This window comes from Citrobacter sp. wls717, from assembly GCF_005280955.1.
Classification (GTDB): domain Bacteria; phylum Pseudomonadota; class Gammaproteobacteria; order Enterobacterales; family Enterobacteriaceae; genus Citrobacter; species Citrobacter werkmanii.
Window position 1 is genome coordinate 84,009 of record NZ_SZWW01000032.1, and the last position, 20,415, is coordinate 104,423.

Annotated in this window: 17 protein-coding genes; 7 read left to right on the top strand and 10 right to left on the bottom strand. The window is 53.6% G+C overall.

Annotation, left to right across the window (positions count from 1 at the left end; genetic code table 11):
• Nucleotides 1–7: 7 nt before the first annotated feature.
• Nucleotides 8–1,900, top strand: a complete 1,893-nt coding sequence (parE, locus tag FDX09_RS17420) for a DNA topoisomerase IV subunit B (protein WP_005123094.1) — start codon at nt 8–10, stop codon at nt 1,898–1,900.
• Nucleotides 1,901–1,999: 99 nt separating this feature from the next.
• Here parE and FDX09_RS17425 read toward each other — a convergent pair whose 3' ends face one another.
• From FDX09_RS17425 to qseB, 4 genes are all read right to left on the bottom strand, one after another.
• The gene (locus FDX09_RS17425) at nt 2,000–2,314 is read right to left on the bottom strand and encodes a putative quinol monooxygenase (RefSeq protein WP_137347617.1); all 315 of its coding nucleotides are present in this window, start codon (nt 2,312–2,314) and stop codon (nt 2,000–2,002) included.
• A 30-nt stretch (nt 2,315–2,344) separates the two neighbouring features.
• Nucleotides 2,345–2,926 (bottom strand): NAD(P)H-dependent oxidoreductase, encoded by a 582-nt coding sequence (locus tag FDX09_RS17430; RefSeq protein ID WP_006688047.1) that lies wholly within the window; start codon nt 2,924–2,926, stop codon nt 2,345–2,347.
• Nucleotides 2,927–3,035: 109 nt separating this feature from the next.
• The gene (gene qseC / locus FDX09_RS17435; protein ID WP_137347618.1) at nt 3,036–4,385 is read right to left on the bottom strand and encodes a quorum sensing histidine kinase QseC; all 1,350 of its coding nucleotides are present in this window, start codon (nt 4,383–4,385) and stop codon (nt 3,036–3,038) included.
• On the bottom strand, nt 4,382–5,041 hold the full coding sequence (gene qseB, locus FDX09_RS17440) for a quorum sensing response regulator transcription factor QseB (protein ID WP_032940770.1): 660 nt from the start codon (nt 5,039–5,041) through the stop codon (nt 4,382–4,384). Before qseB ends, qseC begins: the two co-directional genes overlap by 4 nt.
• Before the next feature lie 151 nt (nt 5,042–5,192).
• On the opposite strand from qseB, the gene FDX09_RS17445 reads away from it, so the two are divergent.
• From FDX09_RS17445 to ftsP, 4 genes are all read left to right on the top strand, one after another.
• The gene (locus FDX09_RS17445; protein WP_038633899.1) at nt 5,193–5,588 is read left to right on the top strand and encodes a YgiW/YdeI family stress tolerance OB fold protein; all 396 of its coding nucleotides are present in this window, start codon (nt 5,193–5,195) and stop codon (nt 5,586–5,588) included.
• A gap of 118 nt (nt 5,589–5,706) precedes the next feature.
• The gene (gene parC, locus FDX09_RS17450) at nt 5,707–7,965 is read left to right on the top strand and encodes a DNA topoisomerase IV subunit A (RefSeq protein WP_137347619.1); all 2,259 of its coding nucleotides are present in this window, start codon (nt 5,707–5,709) and stop codon (nt 7,963–7,965) included.
• Nucleotides 7,966–8,159: 194 nt separating this feature from the next.
• Complete coding sequence (gene plsC / locus FDX09_RS17455; RefSeq protein ID WP_038633894.1) at nt 8,160–8,897, top strand: 1-acylglycerol-3-phosphate O-acyltransferase; 738 nt, start codon at nt 8,160–8,162, stop codon at nt 8,895–8,897.
• A 71-nt stretch (nt 8,898–8,968) separates the two neighbouring features.
• Nucleotides 8,969–10,381, top strand: coding sequence for a cell division protein FtsP (ftsP, locus tag FDX09_RS17460; RefSeq protein ID WP_137347620.1), 1,413 nt, complete (start codon nt 8,969–8,971; stop codon nt 10,379–10,381).
• Between the two features lie 16 nt (nt 10,382–10,397).
• Here ftsP and FDX09_RS17465 read toward each other — a convergent pair whose 3' ends face one another.
• On the bottom strand, nt 10,398–11,873 hold the full coding sequence (locus tag FDX09_RS17465) for a TrkH family potassium uptake protein (RefSeq protein WP_042311002.1): 1,476 nt from the start codon (nt 11,871–11,873) through the stop codon (nt 10,398–10,400).
• Between the two features lie 198 nt (nt 11,874–12,071).
• Here FDX09_RS17465 and FDX09_RS17470 point away from each other — a divergent pair, with 198 nt between their 5' ends.
• Nucleotides 12,072–14,243 carry a YgiQ family radical SAM protein gene (locus FDX09_RS17470; RefSeq protein WP_003024532.1) on the top strand — a complete coding sequence of 724 codons (2,172 nt, stop codon included), beginning with the start codon at nt 12,072–12,074 and terminating at the stop codon, nt 14,241–14,243.
• Between the two features lie 55 nt (nt 14,244–14,298).
• Here FDX09_RS17470 and FDX09_RS17475 read toward each other — a convergent pair whose 3' ends face one another.
• The 4 genes from FDX09_RS17475 to yqhD all read right to left on the bottom strand — a co-directional run bounded on the left by FDX09_RS17475 (nt 14,299) and on the right by yqhD (nt 18,535).
• Nucleotides 14,299–14,754 carry an HIT family protein gene (locus tag FDX09_RS17475; protein WP_042310999.1) on the bottom strand — a complete coding sequence of 152 codons (456 nt, stop codon included), beginning with the start codon at nt 14,752–14,754 and terminating at the stop codon, nt 14,299–14,301.
• A 43-nt stretch (nt 14,755–14,797) separates the two neighbouring features.
• Nucleotides 14,798–16,210, bottom strand: a complete 1,413-nt coding sequence (locus FDX09_RS17480; RefSeq protein WP_249360020.1) for a DASS family sodium-coupled anion symporter — start codon at nt 16,208–16,210, stop codon at nt 14,798–14,800.
• 230 nt (nt 16,211–16,440) lie between these two features.
• Complete coding sequence (dkgA, locus tag FDX09_RS17485; protein ID WP_038633879.1) at nt 16,441–17,268, bottom strand: 2,5-didehydrogluconate reductase DkgA; 828 nt, start codon at nt 17,266–17,268, stop codon at nt 16,441–16,443.
• A gap of 103 nt (nt 17,269–17,371) precedes the next feature.
• A complete protein-coding gene (gene yqhD / locus FDX09_RS17490; protein ID WP_038633876.1) occupies nt 17,372–18,535 on the bottom strand; it encodes an alcohol dehydrogenase in 1,164 nt (387 codons plus the stop codon).
• Between the two features lie 193 nt (nt 18,536–18,728).
• Here yqhD and FDX09_RS17495 point away from each other — a divergent pair, with 193 nt between their 5' ends.
• Entirely contained in the window at nt 18,729–19,628 is a 900-nt protein-coding gene (locus tag FDX09_RS17495; RefSeq protein WP_069324424.1) for an AraC family transcriptional regulator, read from the top strand.
• 90 nt (nt 19,629–19,718) lie between these two features.
• Here FDX09_RS17495 and yghB read toward each other — a convergent pair whose 3' ends face one another.
• Nucleotides 19,719–20,378: a DedA family general envelope maintenance protein YghB gene (gene yghB / locus FDX09_RS17500; RefSeq protein WP_085048733.1), complete on the bottom strand. Its 660-nt coding sequence runs from the start codon at nt 20,376–20,378 to the stop codon at nt 19,719–19,721.
• Nucleotides 20,379–20,415 lie beyond the last annotated feature (37 nt).

Sequence of the window (20,415 nt, forward strand, 5' to 3'; positions counted from 1 at the left end):
TTAAACCATGACGCAAACTTATAACGCTGATGCCATTGAGGTACTCACTGGGCTTGAGCCGGTACGCCGTCGCCCTGGGATGTACACCGATACGACCCGTCCGAACCACCTTGGGCAGGAAGTGATTGATAACAGTGTGGATGAAGCACTGGCGGGCCACGCAAAACGTGTGGACGTGATCTTACATGCCGACCAATCTCTGGAGGTCATTGATGATGGCCGCGGCATGCCAGTAGACATTCACCCTGAAGAAGGTGTTCCGGCGGTTGAGTTGATCCTCTGCCGTTTACATGCGGGTGGTAAGTTCTCCAATAAAAACTATCAGTTCTCTGGTGGCTTGCATGGGGTGGGTATCTCCGTGGTCAACGCTCTGTCGAAGCGTGTGGAAGTAAACGTGCGTCGCGACGGGCAGGTGTACAACATCGCGTTTGAGAACGGCGATAAGGTGCAGGATTTACAGGTTGTCGGGACCTGCGGTAAACGCAATACCGGAACCAGCGTGCACTTCTGGCCGGATGAAACCTTCTTCGACAGCCCGCGTTTTTCCGTTTCGCGCTTAACGCACGTCCTGAAAGCCAAAGCGGTATTGTGTCCGGGTGTTGAGATCACCTTTAAAGATGAGGTCAACAACAGCGAACAGCGCTGGTGCTACCAGGATGGTCTGAATGATTATCTGAGCGAAGCGGTGAATGGCCTGCCTACCCTGCCGGAAAAACCGTTTATCGGTAATTTTAGCGGTGAGACGGAAACTGTGGACTGGGCGCTGCTCTGGCTGCCGGAAGGCGGCGAGCTGCTGACCGAAAGCTATGTAAACCTGATCCCAACCATGCAGGGCGGTACGCATGTTAACGGTCTGCGTCAGGGCCTGCTGGATGCGATGCGCGAGTTCTGCGAATACCGCAATATCCTGCCGCGCGGCGTGAAGCTGTCGGCGGAAGATATCTGGGATCGCTGTGCCTATGTGCTGTCGGTGAAAATGCAGGATCCGCAGTTTGCCGGGCAAACCAAAGAGCGCCTCTCCTCGCGCCAGTGCGCGGCATTTGTCTCTGGGGTGGTGAAAGATGCCTTCAGCTTGTGGCTGAACCAGAACGTGCAGTCAGCCGAACTGCTGGCTGAGATGGCGATTTCCAGCGCCCAGCGTCGTCTGCGCGCGGCGAAAAAAGTGGTGCGTAAAAAGCTGACCAGCGGTCCGGCGCTGCCGGGGAAACTGGCGGACTGTACCGCACAGGATCTCAATCGCACCGAACTGTTCCTCGTCGAAGGTGACTCAGCGGGCGGATCGGCCAAACAGGCGCGCGATCGTGAGTATCAGGCGATCATGCCGCTCAAAGGTAAGATCCTCAATACCTGGGAAGTCTCTTCCGATGAAGTGCTGGCCTCGCAGGAAGTTCACGATATTTCGGTGGCGATCGGTATCGATCCGGACAGCGACGACCTGAGCCAGTTACGTTACGGTAAGATCTGTATCCTGGCGGATGCGGACTCCGATGGTCTGCACATCGCCACGCTGCTGTGCGCACTGTTTGTGAAACACTTCCGCACGCTGGTGAAACACGGTCACGTGTACGTGGCGCTGCCGCCGTTATACCGTATCGACCTCGGCAAAGAGGTGTATTACGCGCTGACGGAAGAAGAGAAAGCGGGCGTACTGGAGCAGTTAAAGCGCAAGAAAGGCAAGCCGAACGTGCAGCGCTTTAAAGGTCTGGGTGAAATGAACCCGATGCAACTGCGTGAAACCACGCTGGATCCGAACACTCGTCGCCTGGTGCAACTCATCATCGATGATGAAGACGATCAGCGCACCAACGCGGTGATGGATATGCTGCTGGCCAAGAAGCGTTCTGAAGATCGTCGTAACTGGTTGCAGGAGAAAGGCGACCTGGCGGATCTCGAAGGGTAAGGGGTATGTAGGCCGGATAAGGCGGTTTGTGCCGCCATCCGGCAAGGTCATCATGCCCGATGGCGTACGCTTATCTGGCCCGGCGGCCAGAACAATAACTTAAATGCCCGGCTCCAGAATACGAATATTCATCTCCAGCACATCGCCTTTGACGGCTTCGCTGTAGGCTTTCATATGCGGAGTCTGCAAATGCGCTTCAAGGTGGGCGATGCTTTCCCACTGTTCAATCATGACGATTGAATCCGGGGCTGTAGTCTGAAAACTGACGCCAGCAGCATGATCGACCATCGGCGTGTAGCCGTGGCAACCTTCTTCCTGTAAAACGATCGGAACGATTTTAGCGAACTGATCCAGTACCGCCTGGCGGTGATGTTGACCTGGACGTGTACGGATTTCTGCAATAACGGTAAGCATGGTTAACTCCTTCTAATTCCAGGTTACCAGTTAACCAAAAATTTCGTTCAGATGCTTGCGATATTCTGCGATATAACGCGGGACATCCGGCATTTTAATCACGTCATTGGTGATAAAGGTCGGCAGCGCTTCCATTCCCAGGAACTGGTTTGCTTTATGGAATGGGAGATAAACGCCATCAACCCCAACGCCATGGAAGAACTGATCTTTTTCCGTAAAGGCTTCCATCGGCGCGTTCCAGGTCAGAGACAGCATGTATTTTTTGCCCTGAATCAGTCCGCCGGAACCGTATTTTTTTGACGCATCTGAACGCGTGCGCCCATCGCTGGCGTACAGCGTACCGTGCCCGGCAGTGAACACGTCATCAATGTATTTCTTCACCGTCCACGGCGCGCCCATCCACCAACCCGGCATTTGCCAGATAACGGCGTCTGCCCAGACGAAGTTCTGCACTTCTGCTTGCACATCATAGTCGCTGTCAGCGCGTACGACTCTAACATCATGCCCGAGGTCGCGCAGGATACCGTCCGCGACCTCGGTCAGGGTGTCATTCAATTGCCCATTGGAATGGCCAAATTTTTTCGCACCGTTGATAATCAGGATATTGCTCATTTTGTGTCCTCAAAGAATAACGTTTGAGGCCGATTCTACGCTGATGATCGGTACGGTGAAATTAGCAAAATGTGCAAAGTCTTTTGCTGACTGCGCAATAATAACGCAGTTACCAACTGATTTTAACTTCAAAGCCGCCTTGCGGCGCATTACCAAACGAGGCTGACATTCTGTGTAAGGTCGCGATGCGACGGACAATTGACAGCCCCAGACCGCTGCCGGTCACGCTTTGCCCCGGTGGGCGATAAAAGCGTTCTCCAATGTGCATCAGAACTTCCGGCGCAATACCTGGACCATTGTCTTTGACGCTAAAATTGCGGGCGTTGAGCGTCACTTCCACAATACTTCCCCGTGGACTATAGCGAATCGCATTATCCAGCAGATTTCGCACCATCAGGCTGAGTAACAGCGGTTGCCCGGTACATGTGATGCCGTGCGCGTTAATCTGCAAACGTACGTCAATATGCGCCTGCTGGGCAGAATGGTAGATATCCATCACCGAAGATTGCAGCAACTCCTCCAGCGAGATTTCCGCCACATCCTGAAGATTGTCGAGGGAGTCAAGGCGCGAAAGCGTCAGTAACTGATCGACCAGACGCGTGGCGCGATCGATCCCGGCCTGCATCTGCATTAAGGCTTTTTGCCGTGCCTGCGGGTCATCGTCAGACAGTTGCGCCACTTCGGTTTGCACTTTCAGCGCCGTCAATGGACTACGCAACTCGTGAGCGGCATCTGAAGTAAAGCGCCGTTCACGCACCATGGTGGTATGAATACGGGTGAAAAGTTGGTTGAGTGATTCAACCAACGGGCGGACCTCGCCAGGAATGCCTTTCAAACTGAGCGGTTCTTCTGATTCCGGGTCGCGTAAACGTAGCGCCTGCGCCAGTTTCTTCAGTGGCTTAAGTTCAAGACTTAACAACACAATCAGGATTAACAGCATCAGCGGCAGAGCGACCAACCACGGCACCAATTGTGCTGTCACAATCGCTAAAGCCATATCTTCACGATATTCCCATTCCTGCCCGACAACGATTCGATACTTTTTATCTGCGGAAGTCAGCCAGACAAAACGCCATTTATCGTTGTCGCCATTCAGATAGCCATCGTCAAAACCTTCCCGGCGATAGCTGTAGGGAATGTATTGGCCATTATCTCCATCGTGAAGAACCATTTTCCCTTCTGGCGTGTAGGCCGCAAAGGTTAGTACATCGTCGTCAATATGACCATGTTTGAATTTTTTCGGGGTATGCGCGATGCGTTCAGAGGCTTTGAGTTCATCAAGATCCAGCGTGACCAGACGCTTGGCGAACAACATTTGCTGCGTGTCGAACATCTCATTCACGTTGTCGGTGGTTTGCTTCCAGGCGACAAAGCTGGAAATCAGCCAGGTCACTAAAACCAAAATCATGAAGATAAGCGTTAGCCTGATGCGCAGGCTGAGACGTTGTGCGAGTTTCATGCGTCACCCAGGGTGTAGCCAATGCCATGCACGGTACGGATAAAGTCGCTGCCGAGCTTACGGCGTAAGTGATGGACGTGTACTTCAACCGCATTGCTGGAGACGTTTTCGTCCCAGGTATACAGTTTTTCTTCAATCAGTTTGCGGGGCAGGACGCGGCCCTTGTTACGCATAAGCAGCTCCAGCAGCGCGAACTCTTTGGGCTTAAGAGACAACGGTTCGCCAGCCGCCGTGGCGACCAGCGCGCCGGGATCAAGCGTCACCTCGCCATGGCGTAATGTGTTGCTGGCCTGGCCGCTGGCACGACGCACCAGCGCCTCCAGCCTGGCGGCAACTTCAATCAACGCGAAGGGTTTACACAGATAGTCGTCCGCGCCCAGGCGTAAGCCTTCAACGCGTTCTGCCAGCGCGTCGCGGGCGGTCAGGATCAGCACCGGTTCCTGCTTCCCGTTGGCTCGCCACTCGCGCAGGATATCCCGTCCGTCTATGCCTGGCAGCGTCAGGTCGAGGATTACCGCATCATACGGGGCACTGTAGAGTGCTTCTTTCCCCTGACGTCCTTCGGTAAACCAGTCGATGCTAAAACCCATTTTACTCAGACCGGTTTTAAGGCCATCCCCAATCAACGTATCATCTTCAACCAGTAAAATGCGCATATATTCTTCCCTGCGAAAACTCTCTTTGCCGTCAGTAAACCTTGTCGCCGCCGCATCTGTACAGCAAAAAAGAATCTTTTTTTTCCTTAAGAACTTGTTAAGGATTAACTTATTTAATAGTCGTAAACCAACATGAAAGGGAGACATGACGATGAAAAAATTAGCTGCAATGGTTGCCGTAATGGCACTGTGTTCCGCACCTGTTCTGGCAGCGCAGCAGGGCGGCTTCTCTGGGCCAACGACGACCACGCAAAGCCAAAGCGGCGGGTTTGTCGGCCCGAACGGCAGCATCACGACGGTAGCAAGTGCTAAATCGCTGCGCGATGACGCTTGGGTTACCTTGCGTGGGAACATCGTTGAGCGTATTTCCGACGATTTGTATGTGTTTAAAGATGCGACCGGCACGGTGAATGTGGATATTGACCATAAGCGCTGGAACGGCGTAACCGTAACCCCGCAGGATGTGGTTGAGATCCAGGGCGAAGTGGATAAAGACTGGAACTCCGTTGAAATCGACGTGAAACAGATTAGCAAAGTTGCTAAATAATCCCCATCAGGGCCGCATTCGCGGCCCTTTTCTTTGTGACTCAACACGCCAGATAGGGTAGTATCTGCGGCAATATTGCCCTTCAATAGAGGGGTACAAAGTTGAGGAACCACGATTAATGAGCGATATGGCAGAGCGCCTGGCGCTGCATGAATTCACGGAAAACGCCTATCTGAACTACTCCATGTACGTCATCATGGACAGGGCGTTGCCATTTATTGGCGATGGTTTGAAACCCGTTCAGCGTCGCATTGTGTATGCAATGTCCGAACTGGGGCTGAATGCCAGCGCCAAATTTAAAAAATCCGCCCGTACCGTCGGTGACGTGCTGGGTAAATACCACCCGCACGGCGACAGCGCCTGCTATGAAGCGATGGTGCTGATGGCGCAGCCGTTCTCTTACCGTTATCCGCTGGTTGATGGTCAGGGAAACTGGGGGGCGCCGGACGATCCCAAATCCTTCGCGGCGATGCGTTATACCGAATCCCGCTTGTCTAAATATGCGGAAGTCCTGCTGGGGGAACTCGGCCAGGGAACGTCGGACTGGGTGCCAAACTTCGACGGCACCATGCAGGAGCCAAAGATGCTGCCTGCGCGTCTGCCAAATATTCTGCTGAACGGTACGACCGGTATTGCCGTTGGTATGGCGACGGACATTCCGCCGCATAACCTGCGAGAAGTCGCCAAAGCGGCGATTACGCTGATTGAGCAGCCGAAAACTACGCTCGATCAACTGCTGGACATCGTGCAGGGGCCGGATTATCCGACCGAAGCCGAGATTATTACCTCGCGTGCGGAAATTCGTAAGATTTACGAAAACGGACGCGGCTCCGTGCGTATGCGCGCGGTATGGACGAAAGAAGATGGCGCGGTGGTGATTTCCGCGCTGCCGCATCAGGTTTCCGGGGCAAAAGTGCTGGAGCAGATCGCTGCTCAAATGCGCAACAAAAAGCTGCCGATGGTTGACGACCTGCGTGACGAATCGGATCACGAAAACCCGACCCGTCTGGTGATTGTCCCGCGCTCCAATCGCGTGGATATGGAACAGGTAATGAACCACCTGTTTGCCACCACCGATCTGGAAAAAAGCTACCGTATCAACCTGAACATGATTGGCCTCGACGGTCGCCCGGCGGTGAAAAACCTGCTGGAGATCCTCACCGAATGGCTGGCGTTCCGCCGTGATACCGTGCGTCGTCGCCTGAACTATCGTCTGGAAAAAGTGCTTAAGCGCCTGCATATCCTTGAAGGTTTGCTGGTGGCGTTCCTCAACATTGACGAAGTGATCGAGATCATTCGTCATGAAGATGAACCTAAGCCTGAGCTGATGTCGCGGTTTGGCATTTCTGAAACGCAGGCTGAAGCTATCCTTGAGCTGAAATTGCGCCATCTGGCCAAACTCGAAGAGATGAAAATCCGCGGTGAGCAGGATGAACTGGCGAAAGAGCGCGATCAACTGCAGGCCATTCTCGCTTCCGAGCGTAAAATGAATAACCTGCTGAAGAAAGAGCTGCAGGCCGATGCCGAGGCCTATGGCGACGATCGCCGCTCCCCGCTGCAGGAACGCGAAGAAGCGAAGGCGATGAGCGAGCACGACATGCTGCCGTCTGAGCCGGTGACCATTGTATTGTCTCAGAGTGGTTGGGTGCGTAGCGCCAAAGGCCACGACATTGATGCGCCAGGATTAAGCTATAAAGCGGGCGACAGCTTTAAGTCGGCAGTGAAGGGCAAGAGCAACCAGCCGGTGGTGTTCGTTGACTCGACCGGACGCAGCTACGCCATCGACCCGATTACGCTGCCGTCGGCACGTGGTCAGGGCGAACCATTGACCGGTAAGCTCACGCTGCCGCCGGGCGCGACGGTGGAGCATATGCTGATGGAAGGCGACGAGCAGAAACTGCTGATGGCATCCGATGCGGGCTACGGTTTTGTCTGTACTTTCAACGATCTGGTAGCACGTAACCGTGCGGGTAAGGCATTGATTACGCTGCCTGAAAATGCGCGCGTTATGCCGCCGGTGGTGATTGAAGATGAAACCGATATGCTGCTGGCGATAACGATGGCCGGTAGGATGTTGATGTTCCCGGTGAGCGATTTGCCGCAACTGTCGAAAGGCAAAGGGAATAAGATTATCAATATCCCTTCAGCAGAAGCGGCGAAAGGCGAAGATGGCCTGGCGCTGCTCTATGTGCTGCCGCCGCAAAGCACGCTGACTATTCACGTCGGTAAACGCAAAATTAAACTGCGTCCTGAAGAGTTGCAGAAAGTGACCGGCGAACGCGGTCGTCGCGGCACGCTGATGCGTGGTCTACAGCGTATCGATCGCATTGAAATTGACTCGCCTCGACGCGCCAGTCAGGGCGACAGCGAAGAATAACGCGACTGCCCGGCTCTCCCTGCTTTCGCTCAGGGAGAGCCAACGTTAAAATTTCCCGTAAAACCGTTGTTTATTCGTGCGTTGCGATTAACAATACGCTTTTCCAGAGAGCCGCCTTAACAAAGCCCTAACCTGATGCAGAGTTATGTATCCGGTGACGTAAAATGCCAGGCTCTTAGGCCTTAGAGGTTGTTATGTTATATATTTTTCGTTTAATCATTACTGTTATTTACTGCATTCTGGTCTGTATTTTCGGTTGTATATACTGTCTGTTCAGCCCACGGAATCCAAAACACGTCGCAACGTTCGGTCATATGTTTGGCCGCCTGGCTCCCCTTTATGGCCTGAAGGTCGAGTGCCGCATGCCGGCAGACGCGCAGAACTATGGTAATGCTATCTATATTTGTAACCATCAGAACAACTATGACATGGTTACCGCTTCGAATATCGTTCAGCCGCCGACGGTAACGGTGGGTAAAAAAAGCCTGCTGTGGATCCCGTTCTTCGGGCAGCTGTACTGGTTAACCGGTAACCTGTTGATCGACAGAAACAACCGTGCTAAAGCGCACAGCACCATTGCAGCCGTGGTGAACCATTTCAAAAAACGTCGTATTTCTATCTGGATGTTCCCGGAAGGGACGCGCAGCCGCGGCCGTGGTCTGCTGCCGTTTAAAACCGGCGCGTTTCATGCGGCGATTGCTGCAGGCGTTCCGGTCATTCCAGTCTGCGTTTCTACAACCTCGAACAAGATCAAATTAAACCGACTCAATAATGGTCTGGCGATTGTAGAGATGCTGCCGCCGGTGGATATTAGCCACTTTGGTAAAGATCAGGTTCGTGAACTGGCAGCGCATTGCCGCTCGCTGATGGAACAAAAAATCGCAGAACTCGATAAAGAAGTTGCTGAGCGGGAAGCCGCCGGTAAGGTTTAATCCGCACAATTCGGGTTTTTTACAGGAAAAGATTTCCTGCGTGTTAATCGCCAGTTTTTCATGGAGTTTATATGTCATTCAGTCGGCGTCAGTTCATTCAGGCATCGGGGATCGCACTGTGTGCAGGTGCTGTTCCGCTGAAGGCTAATGCTGCCGGTCAGCAACAACCGTTACCTGTGCCTCCACTGCTGGAGTCTCGTCGGGGGCAGCCGTTATTTATGACGCTGCAACGCGCGCATTGGTCCTTTACACAAGGCACGCGCGCGCCTGTCTGGGGGATTAACGGCCGCTACCTGGGACCGACAATTCGCGTCTGGAAAGGGGATGACGTCAAGCTTATTTACAGCAATCGTCTGACAGAAAATGTCTCGATGACCGTCGCCGGATTACAGGTACCTGGTCCGCTGATGGGGGGCCCGGCGCGCATGATGTCCCCTAATGCGGATTGGGCGCCAGTGCTGCCGATCCGCCAGAATGCCGCCACGCTGTGGTATCACGCCAATACGCCAAATCGTACTGCCCAGCAGGTCTATAATGGTCTTGCCGGGATGTGGCTGGTTGAAGATGAGGTCAGTAAATCCCTGTCTATTCCCAACCATTACTGCGTGGATGATTTTCCGATCATTATCCAGGACAAGCGTCTGGACAACTTTGGGACGCCGGAATACAGCGAACCCGGCAGCGGCGGTTTTGTTGGGGATACGCTTCTGGTTAATGGGGCGCAAAGTCCGTATGTCGAAGTCTCCCGCGGCTGGGTACGCTTGCGTTTGCTGAACGCGTCAAACTCGCGTCGTTACCAACTGCAAATGAGTGATGGCCGTGCGCTGCATGTGATTTCCAGCGATCAGGGCTTTTTACCCGCGCCTGTTTCATTGAAACAGCTCTCGCTGGCGCCAGGCGAACGTCGTGAGATCCTGGTGGATATGACTAACGGTAATGAGGTCTCTATTACCTGTGGCGAGGCGGCCAGCATTGTCGACAGGATCCGGGGATTCTTTGAACCATCAAGTATTCTTATCTCCACGCTGGTGCTGACTCTGCGACCAACCGGCCTCTTGCCGCTGGTGACTGACAGCCTGCCAATGCGCCTGCTGCCAACCGAGATCCTCAGCGGTTCGCCGATTCGCAGCCGTGATATCAGCCTGGATGACGATCCGGGGATCAACGGTCAGTTGTGGGACGTCAACCGCATGGATATTACCGCGCAGCAGGGTACCTGGGAGCGCTGGACGGTGCGGGCGGATATGCCGCAGTCTTTCCATATTGAGGGCGTCTCGTTCCTGATCCGTAATGTGAACGGCGCGATGCCGTTCCCGGAAGACAGAGGCTGGAAAGATACCGTTTGGGTAGATGGTCAGGTCGAGCTACTGGTTTATTACGGTCAGCCTTCCTGGGCGCATTTCCCGTTCTACTTTAACAGCCAGACGCTGGAAATGGCGGATCGTGGCTCGATCGGTCAGATCCTGGTGAACCCGGCGCCGTAACGCGCCGGGGTTTGCGTTACGCCCGCCAGAACATGCGCGAAAACAGGATCAGTATGGGGTAAATCTCCAGACGCCCCATGATCATGGCTGCGCACATCAGCAGCTTTGCCTCCTCATTTAACGTGCCAAACGTCGTGGCGGTAACGCCAAATCCCAGCCCCATATTGTTGATGCAGGCGGCGACGGTGGCGAAAGAGGAGAAGAGATCGTAGCCCATCAGATTGAGCGCCCAGATAAAAAAGCTGGTGAACAAAACGTAGAGAAAGAAAAAGCTCCATACCGAACGCACCACCCTGTCGCTTACCACGCTGTTACCCACTTTGATGTTCAGCAGGGCGCGAGGATGCGCGAGCTGGTGTAACTCCTGGCGGCACTGCTTGAACATAATCAAAAAGCGCAGCACTTTAATTCCCCCGCACGTCGATCCCACACAACCGCCGAAGAAGCTGGCGCTAAGCAGCATGAAGATCGTGTGCGAGGGCCACTGCGCGTAATCCGCCGTTGACAGGCCATTATCCGTCAGCATGGAGCTGGCCAGAAAAAAGGCATGCACCAGGCTGTCCGTTAGCCCGTACATACCCGCCCGCCAGACCTGCCAGGTGGCGATCAGTGTGACCACCAGCGCAATTAGCAGAAAGAAACGCAGCTCGGCATTACGACGAAAGGGCTTGAAGGTACGTTTTACAATAGCAACGTACCAGAGGGTGAAGTTAAACGCGGATAACAGTGAGAACAGTCCGGCGACGAGTTCTATAGCGTGGCTGTTATAAAAGCCGATGCTCTCGCTGCGAGTGGAAAATCCGCCAAGAGAGACCGTCGACAGCCCGTGGCATAAGGCGTCGAAAAACGACATCCCGGCAGCCCAGTAGGCCAGAGTACAAATAAGACCCAGAATGACGTAGGTCAACCACAGCGTACGTGCGGTATCGGCAAGCCTTGGCGTGAGGCGTTCTTCTTTGAAGGGGCCAGGCATTTCAGACTGATACAGTTTCATGCCGCCAATACCCAGCAGCGGTAATACCGCCACGGCGAGGACAATAACGCCCAGGCCGCCAATAAAATTGAGCTGAGCACGATAGTAAAGATACGATTTCGGCAAGGCGCTGACGTCGTCAATCACCGTTGCGCCTGTGGTGGTAATCCCGGAAACCCCTTCGAACAGGGCATCGGCAAAGGAGAGATTTAAGCCATCGTCCATCCACATCGGCATTGCGCTAATAAACGAAAACAGTAGCCAGAACAAAACGATAATGACGAATCCATCCCGGGTTCTCAGTTGAATTCCCGCATGTTTGGTTGCCAGCCACGCCCCGCCGCCGAGGGTAAAGAAAGTCATAAATGTGCTGAAAAATGCGAAAAAGCTCCGCTCTTTATTTAACAGAGCGATGGTCATCGGCGGCAGCATGGAGAAGCTGTAGAGAAGAACCAGAAATCCGCACAGGTGAACAACAACCCGTAACTGGGAAATATGCAGTGAATCGTTGAGTCGCAATGAAAAATCCCCCGCCGAAAAGAGTGATCTCAGCTGGCCGGCATGGTGTTAATTATGATTGATAAAAATGGCTGTCGTAAAATTTAACAATTTATACAACTTTCTACTGGTCTGGTTCAGACTCCACTTCATTTCTTGCCGACATACAGCGTATAATCCCCGGCCTTTGATTATTTTTTTACCATTTTTGGAAGCATTATGAGCGCAATATCCCTGATCCAACCGGACAGAGACCTTTTCTCCTGGCCGCAGTACTGGGCTGCCTGTTTTGGCCCGGCACCGTTTTTGCCGATGTCACGTGACGAAATGGACCAACTTGGCTGGGATAGCTGCGACATCATTCTGGTGACCGGCGATGCCTACGTCGACCACCCAAGCTTTGGTATGGCGATTTGTGGCCGTATGCTGGAAGCTCAGGGCTTTCGCGTCGGAATTATCGCCCAGCCGGAGTGGAACAACAAAGACGATTTTATGCGTTTGGGTAAACCGAACCTGTTCTTTGGTGTGACCGCTGGCAACATGGACTCGATGATCAACCGTTATACCGCCGATCGCCGACTGCGCCATGATGATGCCTACACGCCGGACAACGTGGCGGGTAAACGTCCGGACCGCGCCACGCTGGTCTATACCCAGCGCTGTAAAGAAGCATGGAAAGATGTGCCGGTTATTCTTGGCGGCATTGAGGCCAGCCTGCGCCGCACCGCGCACTACGATTACTGGTCTGATACCGTTCGCCGCTCCGTTTTGGTGGATTCGAAAGCTGATATGCTGATGTTCGGCAACGGCGAACGTCCGCTGGTGGAAGTGGCGCATCGTCTGGCGATGGGGGAAACTATCGATCAGATCCGCGATGTGCGTAACACCGCTATTATGGTTAAAGAAGCGTTGCCGGGCTGGAGTGGGGTGGATTCTACGCGTCTCGACACGCCAGGCAAGATTGACCCGATCCCGCATCCTTACGGTGAAGATCTGCCGTGTGCTGATAACAAACCTGTCGCACCGAAAAAGCAGGAAGCGAAAGCGGTCACCGTGCAGCCACCGCGTCCGAAACCGTGGGAAAAAACCTACGTGCTGCTACCGTCCTTCGAAAAAGTGAAGGGCGATAAAGTGCTGTATGCGCATGCGTCGCGTATCCTGCACCACGAAACTAACCCAGGCTGCGCGCGTGCGCTGATGCAAAAGCATGGCGATCGCTACATCTGGATCAACCCGCCAGCTATTCCGCTGTCTACCGAAGAGATGGACAGCGTCTTTGCGTTACCGTACAAGCGTGTACCGCATCCGGCGTATGGCGACAGCCGTATTCCGGCCTATGAGATGATCCGTTTCTCGATCAACATTATGCGTGGCTGCTTTGGCGGCTGCTCGTTCTGTTCGATAACAGAGCATGAAGGCCGTATCATCCAGAGTCGCTCTGAAGATTCGATCATCAATGAAATCGAAGCCATTCGCGACACTGTCCCGGGCTTTACCGGCGTGATTTCCGATCTCGGCGGCCCAACGGCGAACATGTATATGCTGCGCTGTAAGTCACCGCGTGCGGAGCAAACCTGCCGTCGTCTGTCATGCGTCTATCCGGATATTTGTCCGCACATGGATACCAATCATGAGCCGACAATTAACCTCTATCGCCGGGCGCGTGATCTCAAAGGCATTAAAAAGATCCTTATCGCATCTGGTGTGCGCTATGACATCGCGGTGGAAGACCCACGCTACATCAAAGAACTGGCTACCCATCACGTGGGCGGCTATCTGAAGATTGCGCCAGAGCATACTGAAGAAGGCCCGCTGTCGAAGATGATGAAGCCGGGGATGGGCAGCTACGATCGCTTCAAGGAATTGTTCGATACCTACTCTAAACAGGCCGGTAAAGAGCAGTACCTGATCCCGTATTTTATCTCCGCACACCCGGGTACGCGTGATGAGGATATGGTGAATCTGGCGCTGTGGCTGAAACAACGTCGTTTCCGTCTGGATCAGGTGCAGAACTTCTATCCATCGCCGTTGGCGAACTCCACAACCATGTATTACACCGGGAAAAACCCGTTGGGTAAAATTGGTTATAAGAGTGAAGACGTGGTGGTGCCGAAAGGTGATAAGCAGCGTCGTCTGCATAAAGCCCTGTTGCGCTACCACGATCCAGCCAACTGGCCATTGATCCGCCAGGCGCTGGAAGATATGGGTAAAAAGCATCTGATCGGCGGGCGTCGCGAATGTCTGGTTCCGGCGCCTACGCTGGAAGAGATGCGCGAAGCGCGTCGCCAGAACCGTCATACTCGTCCGGCGCTGACCAAACACACGCCAGTGGCGCACCAGCGTCAGACGCCTGCCGCGAACAAAAAACGCGGGAAAGTGGCGGGACGTTAATCTGTCTTGCCCGGATAAGGTGCTTGCACCGCTATCGGGCAGAAGAGATCAGTATTTATGCCTCACGAATTCTGGCCGCTAATGCGGCCAGTTTTTCGTCATCAGCCCGTTCATGATCGTGTGACGACAGATATCCTTCATACTGCTCGAAAAATTTGTTCTGCCGCGATTCAATCGGTTTCCAGTGGGTTAAATCGCCAGTACCGTGCATGGGACTTAATTTACTGTGCACATGGTCTACGCCGAAACCTTCGAAGAACATTCCCGTACGACTAACATCCGGGAAAGCCTTATCCAGTTTCTTAGCCACTTTTTGGGTCGCCAGCATCAGGTCCGCTAACGCCTGCGGCGGCATATCGAAGGCATAGCTCGGGTAATGCTTTTTCGGGATCACCACGGTAAAACCGTCGGTGTTCGGGAAAATCGACAGAAAAGCCAGGTGGTGCTCGTCTTCCCATACCTTATGGCAGGGCGCTTTGCCTTCAACAATTTGACAGAAAATACAGGTCATTCCTTTTCTCCGCAGGTAAGGTATTCCTCAGAACGCAGTCAGTTTAGTACAGACCCAACACCTTCCACCACAACAGACCCACGGTAATAAAGACCGCCTGGTTAAACAGGCTGATTATAAATCCTGTGCGCCACCAGACGCCCGTTGGAACGTACCCTGCGCCAAACAGAATTGGACCGCGAGCATGAGTGTACTGGGTGAGCGAGCAGTACAAACTGCTGGTGAAGGCCAGCATTAGCGCCGTGGGGGCCGCGGGAATATTCAGATGCAGCCCGACGCCGAGGAAAACGGCATACAGCGCGGCAATCTGCGCATTTCCGCTGGCAAAAAAGTAGTGGGTATAGAAATAGGCGGCGTTCAGCAGTAGCAGGACGATCACCCAACTGGTCCCGTGCATAGTACTGCTCAGGCTATCGCCAATCAGATTGCCAAACCAGGTGGTGAAGCCCAGTTTTTTCAACTGATTCGCCATCATCAGTAGCGCGGCAAACCATATCAGCGTATCCCATGCCCCTTTCTCACTTTTGACGTCCTCCCAGCTCAGCACGCCGCTCAGCAATAAAATCGACAGCCCTACAAACGAGGCGGTGGTGGCGTCAACGCCCAGCGTATCGCCAAAAATCCACAGCACCAGCAGTACGCCGACGGTTGCCAGCATCAGCCATTCACCGCGTGACATGCGGCCCATTTCCGCCAGCTCTTTGCGCGCCAGGTTAGGGGCATCCGGCGTGTGTTTGATTTCCGGGCGCACCAGCCAGTAGACCAGTAGCGGAACGAGCAGCAAAGAGACCAGACAAGGTAGCAGCGCCGCCATAAACCAGCCGCCCCAGGTCAGCGTAACCCCGGCGTTGGCCGCCAGTTTTACTGCCAGCAGGTTGCCGGTATAGCCGGTCATAAACAGTGCTGCCGTCACGTCGTTGACGTTGCCAATACAGGTGATAAGAAAGGTGCCGATTTTACTGCGGGACTCATCTTCCGGGTTCGAATGGAAACTACGCGCCAGAGAGTCGGCAATCGGATAGATGACGCCGCCGCAGCGCGCCGTATTACTCGGCATAGCGGGAGAGAGGATCAGATCGGCAAAAGCCAGACCGTAGGCGAGTCCCAGCGTGCGCTTGCCGAGCAGGCGGATCATCTGCAATGCAATGCGTCGTCCGAGGCCGGTTTTGATAAACCCACGGGCAATCATAAAGGCCACGACGATAAGCCAGATAAGTGAGCTGTTCAGTTCGCTGAGTGCCGTGGTGATGGCGCCGCTGGCGGTTTTATCGCCGGCAGCATAGGCGAGCGCGAACACCGTAATACCAATAATGCCGACCGCGCCGATGGGTAAGACTTTCGCCACAATAGAGGCGATGGTGGCAACGAAGATAATTGCCGAATGCCAGGCTGGCGCACTTAACCCAGTGGGGGGAGTAAGCTGCCAGAGACCGGCAGAAATGAGTACTATAAGAATTAATGGGAGCTATTTGACACCATTACTTTTTTTATCAGCCACGATTACGCACCTATAGGTGTGGTAAATATATTCATTAGATGAATATATTTATTGAATAATTAACAGGTTATGTTGCGTAATGCTGCTCCAGCGACTGCAAGAAATACATCAATATATGTATGTTAATTGTTTCCTGATATTTCATTGCCAGCAAGGCCCGACGGGAGTGTCGGGCCGGAGAGAAGAGATTAACCGCCGAACTGGTCCGGGTCTGGTCCCAGCCGTCTGCCCTGATCGAGTTTCGCGATTTCGCCTAATTCTTCTTTATCCAGGCGGAAGTCCCAGACGTTAAAGTTTTCAGCGATACGGGCAGGCGTCACCGATTTCGGAATAACCACCAGACCGTTATCCAGATGCCAGCGGATGACAATCTGCGCTGGTGATTTACCATATTTCTCTGCGAGGTCACGGATGATCTTTTGGTCGAAGACGTCTTTCCCGCCCTGCGCCAATGGGCTCCAGGATTCGGTCTGGATCTTATGCGTGGCGTTCCAGGCATGAAGCTGGCGCTGCTGCATAAGTGGGTGCAGTTCTATCTGGTTGATCACGGGATGAACGCCAGTTTCATCGATCAGGCGCTGGAGATGATTGATCTGAAAGTTGCACACGCCGATGCTCTTAATCAGCCCTTCTTTTTGCAGATCGATCATGTTTTCCCACGCTTCAACGTAGTGATCGATCGCCGGAACAGGCCAGTGCATCAGGTAAAGATCGAGGTAATCGAGCTGGAGTTTCTCCATGCTTTCGAGTAAGGCTTCCCGGGCGCGTTTCTGATCATCATTCCACAGCTTGGTGGTGATGAATAACTCTTCCCGCGGCACGCCGGCATTACGTATCGCTTTGCCGACACCTTCTTCGTTTTTGTATGCGGCGGCGGTATCAATCGAACGATAACCCACTTCCAGTGCTTTATGGATAGCGGTAATGACTTCTTCGTTGCTTGCCTTCCAGACCCCCAGGCCCAGTTGCGGCATGACGTTACCATCCTGTAGCTTGATAATGGTTGGACCGGTCATAATTCCCCCCTGGATTACAGTCACCGGAGCAAGCTCCGGTGAGTTAGGTGTGACTTAAGTCTGGTATAAATACCCAAAAACGAAAGGCGGAGGTTAAAAAACCTTAGCGGGCAGCTTCGTAAATCCGACGGCTGACGTCGAGCGTAATGTCCTGATGTTCACCCAGTTTCGTACCGCCGTGCGCTTGCAGTTTTTCCAGCAGCGCCGGGATGGAGCTACCGTCCAGACCGTAGTCAGACAAGCGAGTTGGTACGCCCATTTGTTCGAAGAAAGCACGGGTAGCGGCAATGGCGGCATCGATACGCTGGTCTTCGGAACCTTCAGTGATATTCCAGATACGCTCTGCGTATTGCAGTAGTTTGGCACGCTTGGTATCGCGTTTTTCATTCCACAGCGCAGGCAGAACGATGGCCAGAGTTTGCGCATGATCCAGACCATGCATCGCGGTCAGTTCGTGGCCCAGCATATGGGTTGCCCAGTCCTGCGGTACGCCTGCGCCAATCAGGCCGTTCAGCGCCTGGGTTGCCGCCCACATCACGTTCGCACGCACGTTGTAGTTTTCCGGCTCCTGCAAGGCTTTCGGACCTTCTTCGATCAGCGTAAGCAGAATGCCTTCGGCAAAGCGATCCTGAATTTTCCCGTCGACCGGATAAGTTACGTACTGCTCAACGGTATGCACGAAGGCATCTACAACGCCGTTCGCAACCTGACGTGGCGGCAGGGTATAGGTGTAAACCGGATCCAGAACGGCAAATACCGGTTGTACAAACGGGGTCATAAAGGCCAGTTTGTCGCCGGTGGTTTTCCGCGAGATGACCGCGCCGGAGTTAGATTCAGAACCGGTGGCGGGCAGCGTTAATACGGAGCCCATCGGGATGGCGCTTTTTACGTCGTTGCCGTGAGTTTCCAGAATACGCCATGGGTCGATGCCGTCAGCGTACTGTGCTGCTGCCGCGATGAATTTGGTGCCGTCCAGTACCGAACCGCCGCCCACTGCCAGCAGGAACGTTACTTTTTCATCACGCACGAGCTTTACCGCATTCATTAGCGTTTCATAAGACGGGTTTGGCTCAATACCGCCAAACTCCAGCACGTCCAGGCCTTTCAGTGCATCCTGAACCTGTGCCAGGACACCGGTTTTTTTCACACTGCCGCCGCCGTAGGTAATCAGTACGCGGGCATCCTGAGGGATTTGGTCGCGCAGCTCTGCAATAGCGCCTTTACCGAACAGAATTCGGGTTGGGGTATGGAGATTAAAATTGTTCATTGCTCGTTCCCTTGTGTGGGTAAAAAAGAGGGCAGGAGAGTGTCTGCCGGATGATGAACATTGTGGTCGCCAGCCGCGCTGCTCTCAATGCTCATTTCTGCCGATGTCTTGCCCATTTCTACAGATTACTGGAGAAAACGGATAAATCTGCGCATTATGTCAGGGTCGCAAACCGATGATGAAATGGTGCTTTATGAACCGTGAAGAGATCTGCCTTCTGCTGACAGATAAAATTAAGCAGCTGAAAAACAATGAAAATAAACTCAGTGCATTGCTGCCAGATGTCCGCCTGCTGCACGGAACGGAGCCAGCGGCGCGCACACCGGTCATGTATCAGCCAGGCATCATATTTCTCTTCTCTGGACATAAAATTGGTTATATCAATGAACGTGTATTTCGTTATGACGCCAATGAATACTTGCTGCTAACCGTACCTTTACCCTTTGAATGTGAAACGTATGCGACACCGGAGGTTCCGTTGGCCGGAATTTATCTGAATGTCGATATCCTGCAATTGCAGGAGCTGTTGATGGACATTGGAGAAGATGAGCTGTTTCAGCCTGCCATGGCGGCCAGTGGAATTAACTCCGCGACGCTTTCAGACGAAATTCTCTGCGCCGCTGAGCGCCTGTTGGATGTGATGGAGCGCCCGTTGGATGCGCGTATTCTCGGCAAACAGATCATTCGCGAGATTCTCTACCATGTGCTGACCGGGCCGCGCGGCGGCGCGTTACTTGCGCTGGTCAGTCGTCAGACGCATTTCAGCTTGATAAGCCGGGTGCTGAAGCGGATTGAAACCAAATACACCGAAAATCTCAATGTAGAACAGCTGGCGGCAGAGGCGAACATGAGCGTGTCGGCGTTTCATCATAATTTTAAAGCGGTGACCAGCACGTCGCCGCTGCAATATCTTAAAAGCTATCGTCTGCATAAAGCGCGGATGATGATGATTCATGACGGGATGAAGGCCAGTGCGGCAGCCATGCGCGTCGGCTATGAGAGCGCATCGCAGTTTAGTCGGGAGTTCAAACGTTTCTTTGGCGTGACGCCGGGGGAAGATGCGGCCAGAATTCGGATGATGCAGGGGAGTTGATTTCTTGTCCGTCTGAAAGGTACACCGTAGGCCTTAAAGCTGCGCGCCATAAGGCAAAATGCCGGAGAGTATCCGGCCTACGGATGCGACTCAGGCGTTACAGTATTTTTTTTTAATCACCACGAACAGGGTTCCCAACAGACCTGCGGTTAACAGGGCAATCGGTAGGATCATTAAAAAGGTCATCACCTGATCTTCATGGCGTTTAACGAACGGGATCATGCTCAGCGCGTAGCCAAAGCTGGTGACGACGGTGACCCACAGCAGGCCGCTCAACCAGTTAAAAAACTGGAATCGACGGTTAGGCAACCCTGAAATTCCCGCCATGGTCGGCAGCAAGGTGCGTACGAACGCCAGGAAGCGCCCGGCCAGCAGCGCCATCAGGCCGTGTTGGTCAAACATGCAGGTGGCGCGCTGATGATATTTTTCAGGTAATTGCGCCAGCCAGCCTTTTACCGTTCGCGTGTTGCCCAGCCAGCGTCCCTGAATGTAACTGAGCCAGCAGCCCAGGCTGGCGGCGGCGGTCAGAATAGCTATGGTAGGTAAAAAACTCATCACGTCCTGGGCGATCAGCGCTCCAGCCAGTAATAACAGGCTGTCTCCGGGTAAAAAGGAGGCGGGCAGCAGGCCATTTTCTAAAAACAGTGTGGCGAACATGACGAAGTACACCACGCTCACAACGTGTGGATCCGCCAGCGCGGCAAAGTCGTGTTGCCAGAGCGCGGAGACAATATCTTGAATAACTACCATGGACTTTCCTGTGGAACAGCGTTTATGTGTGGATTGT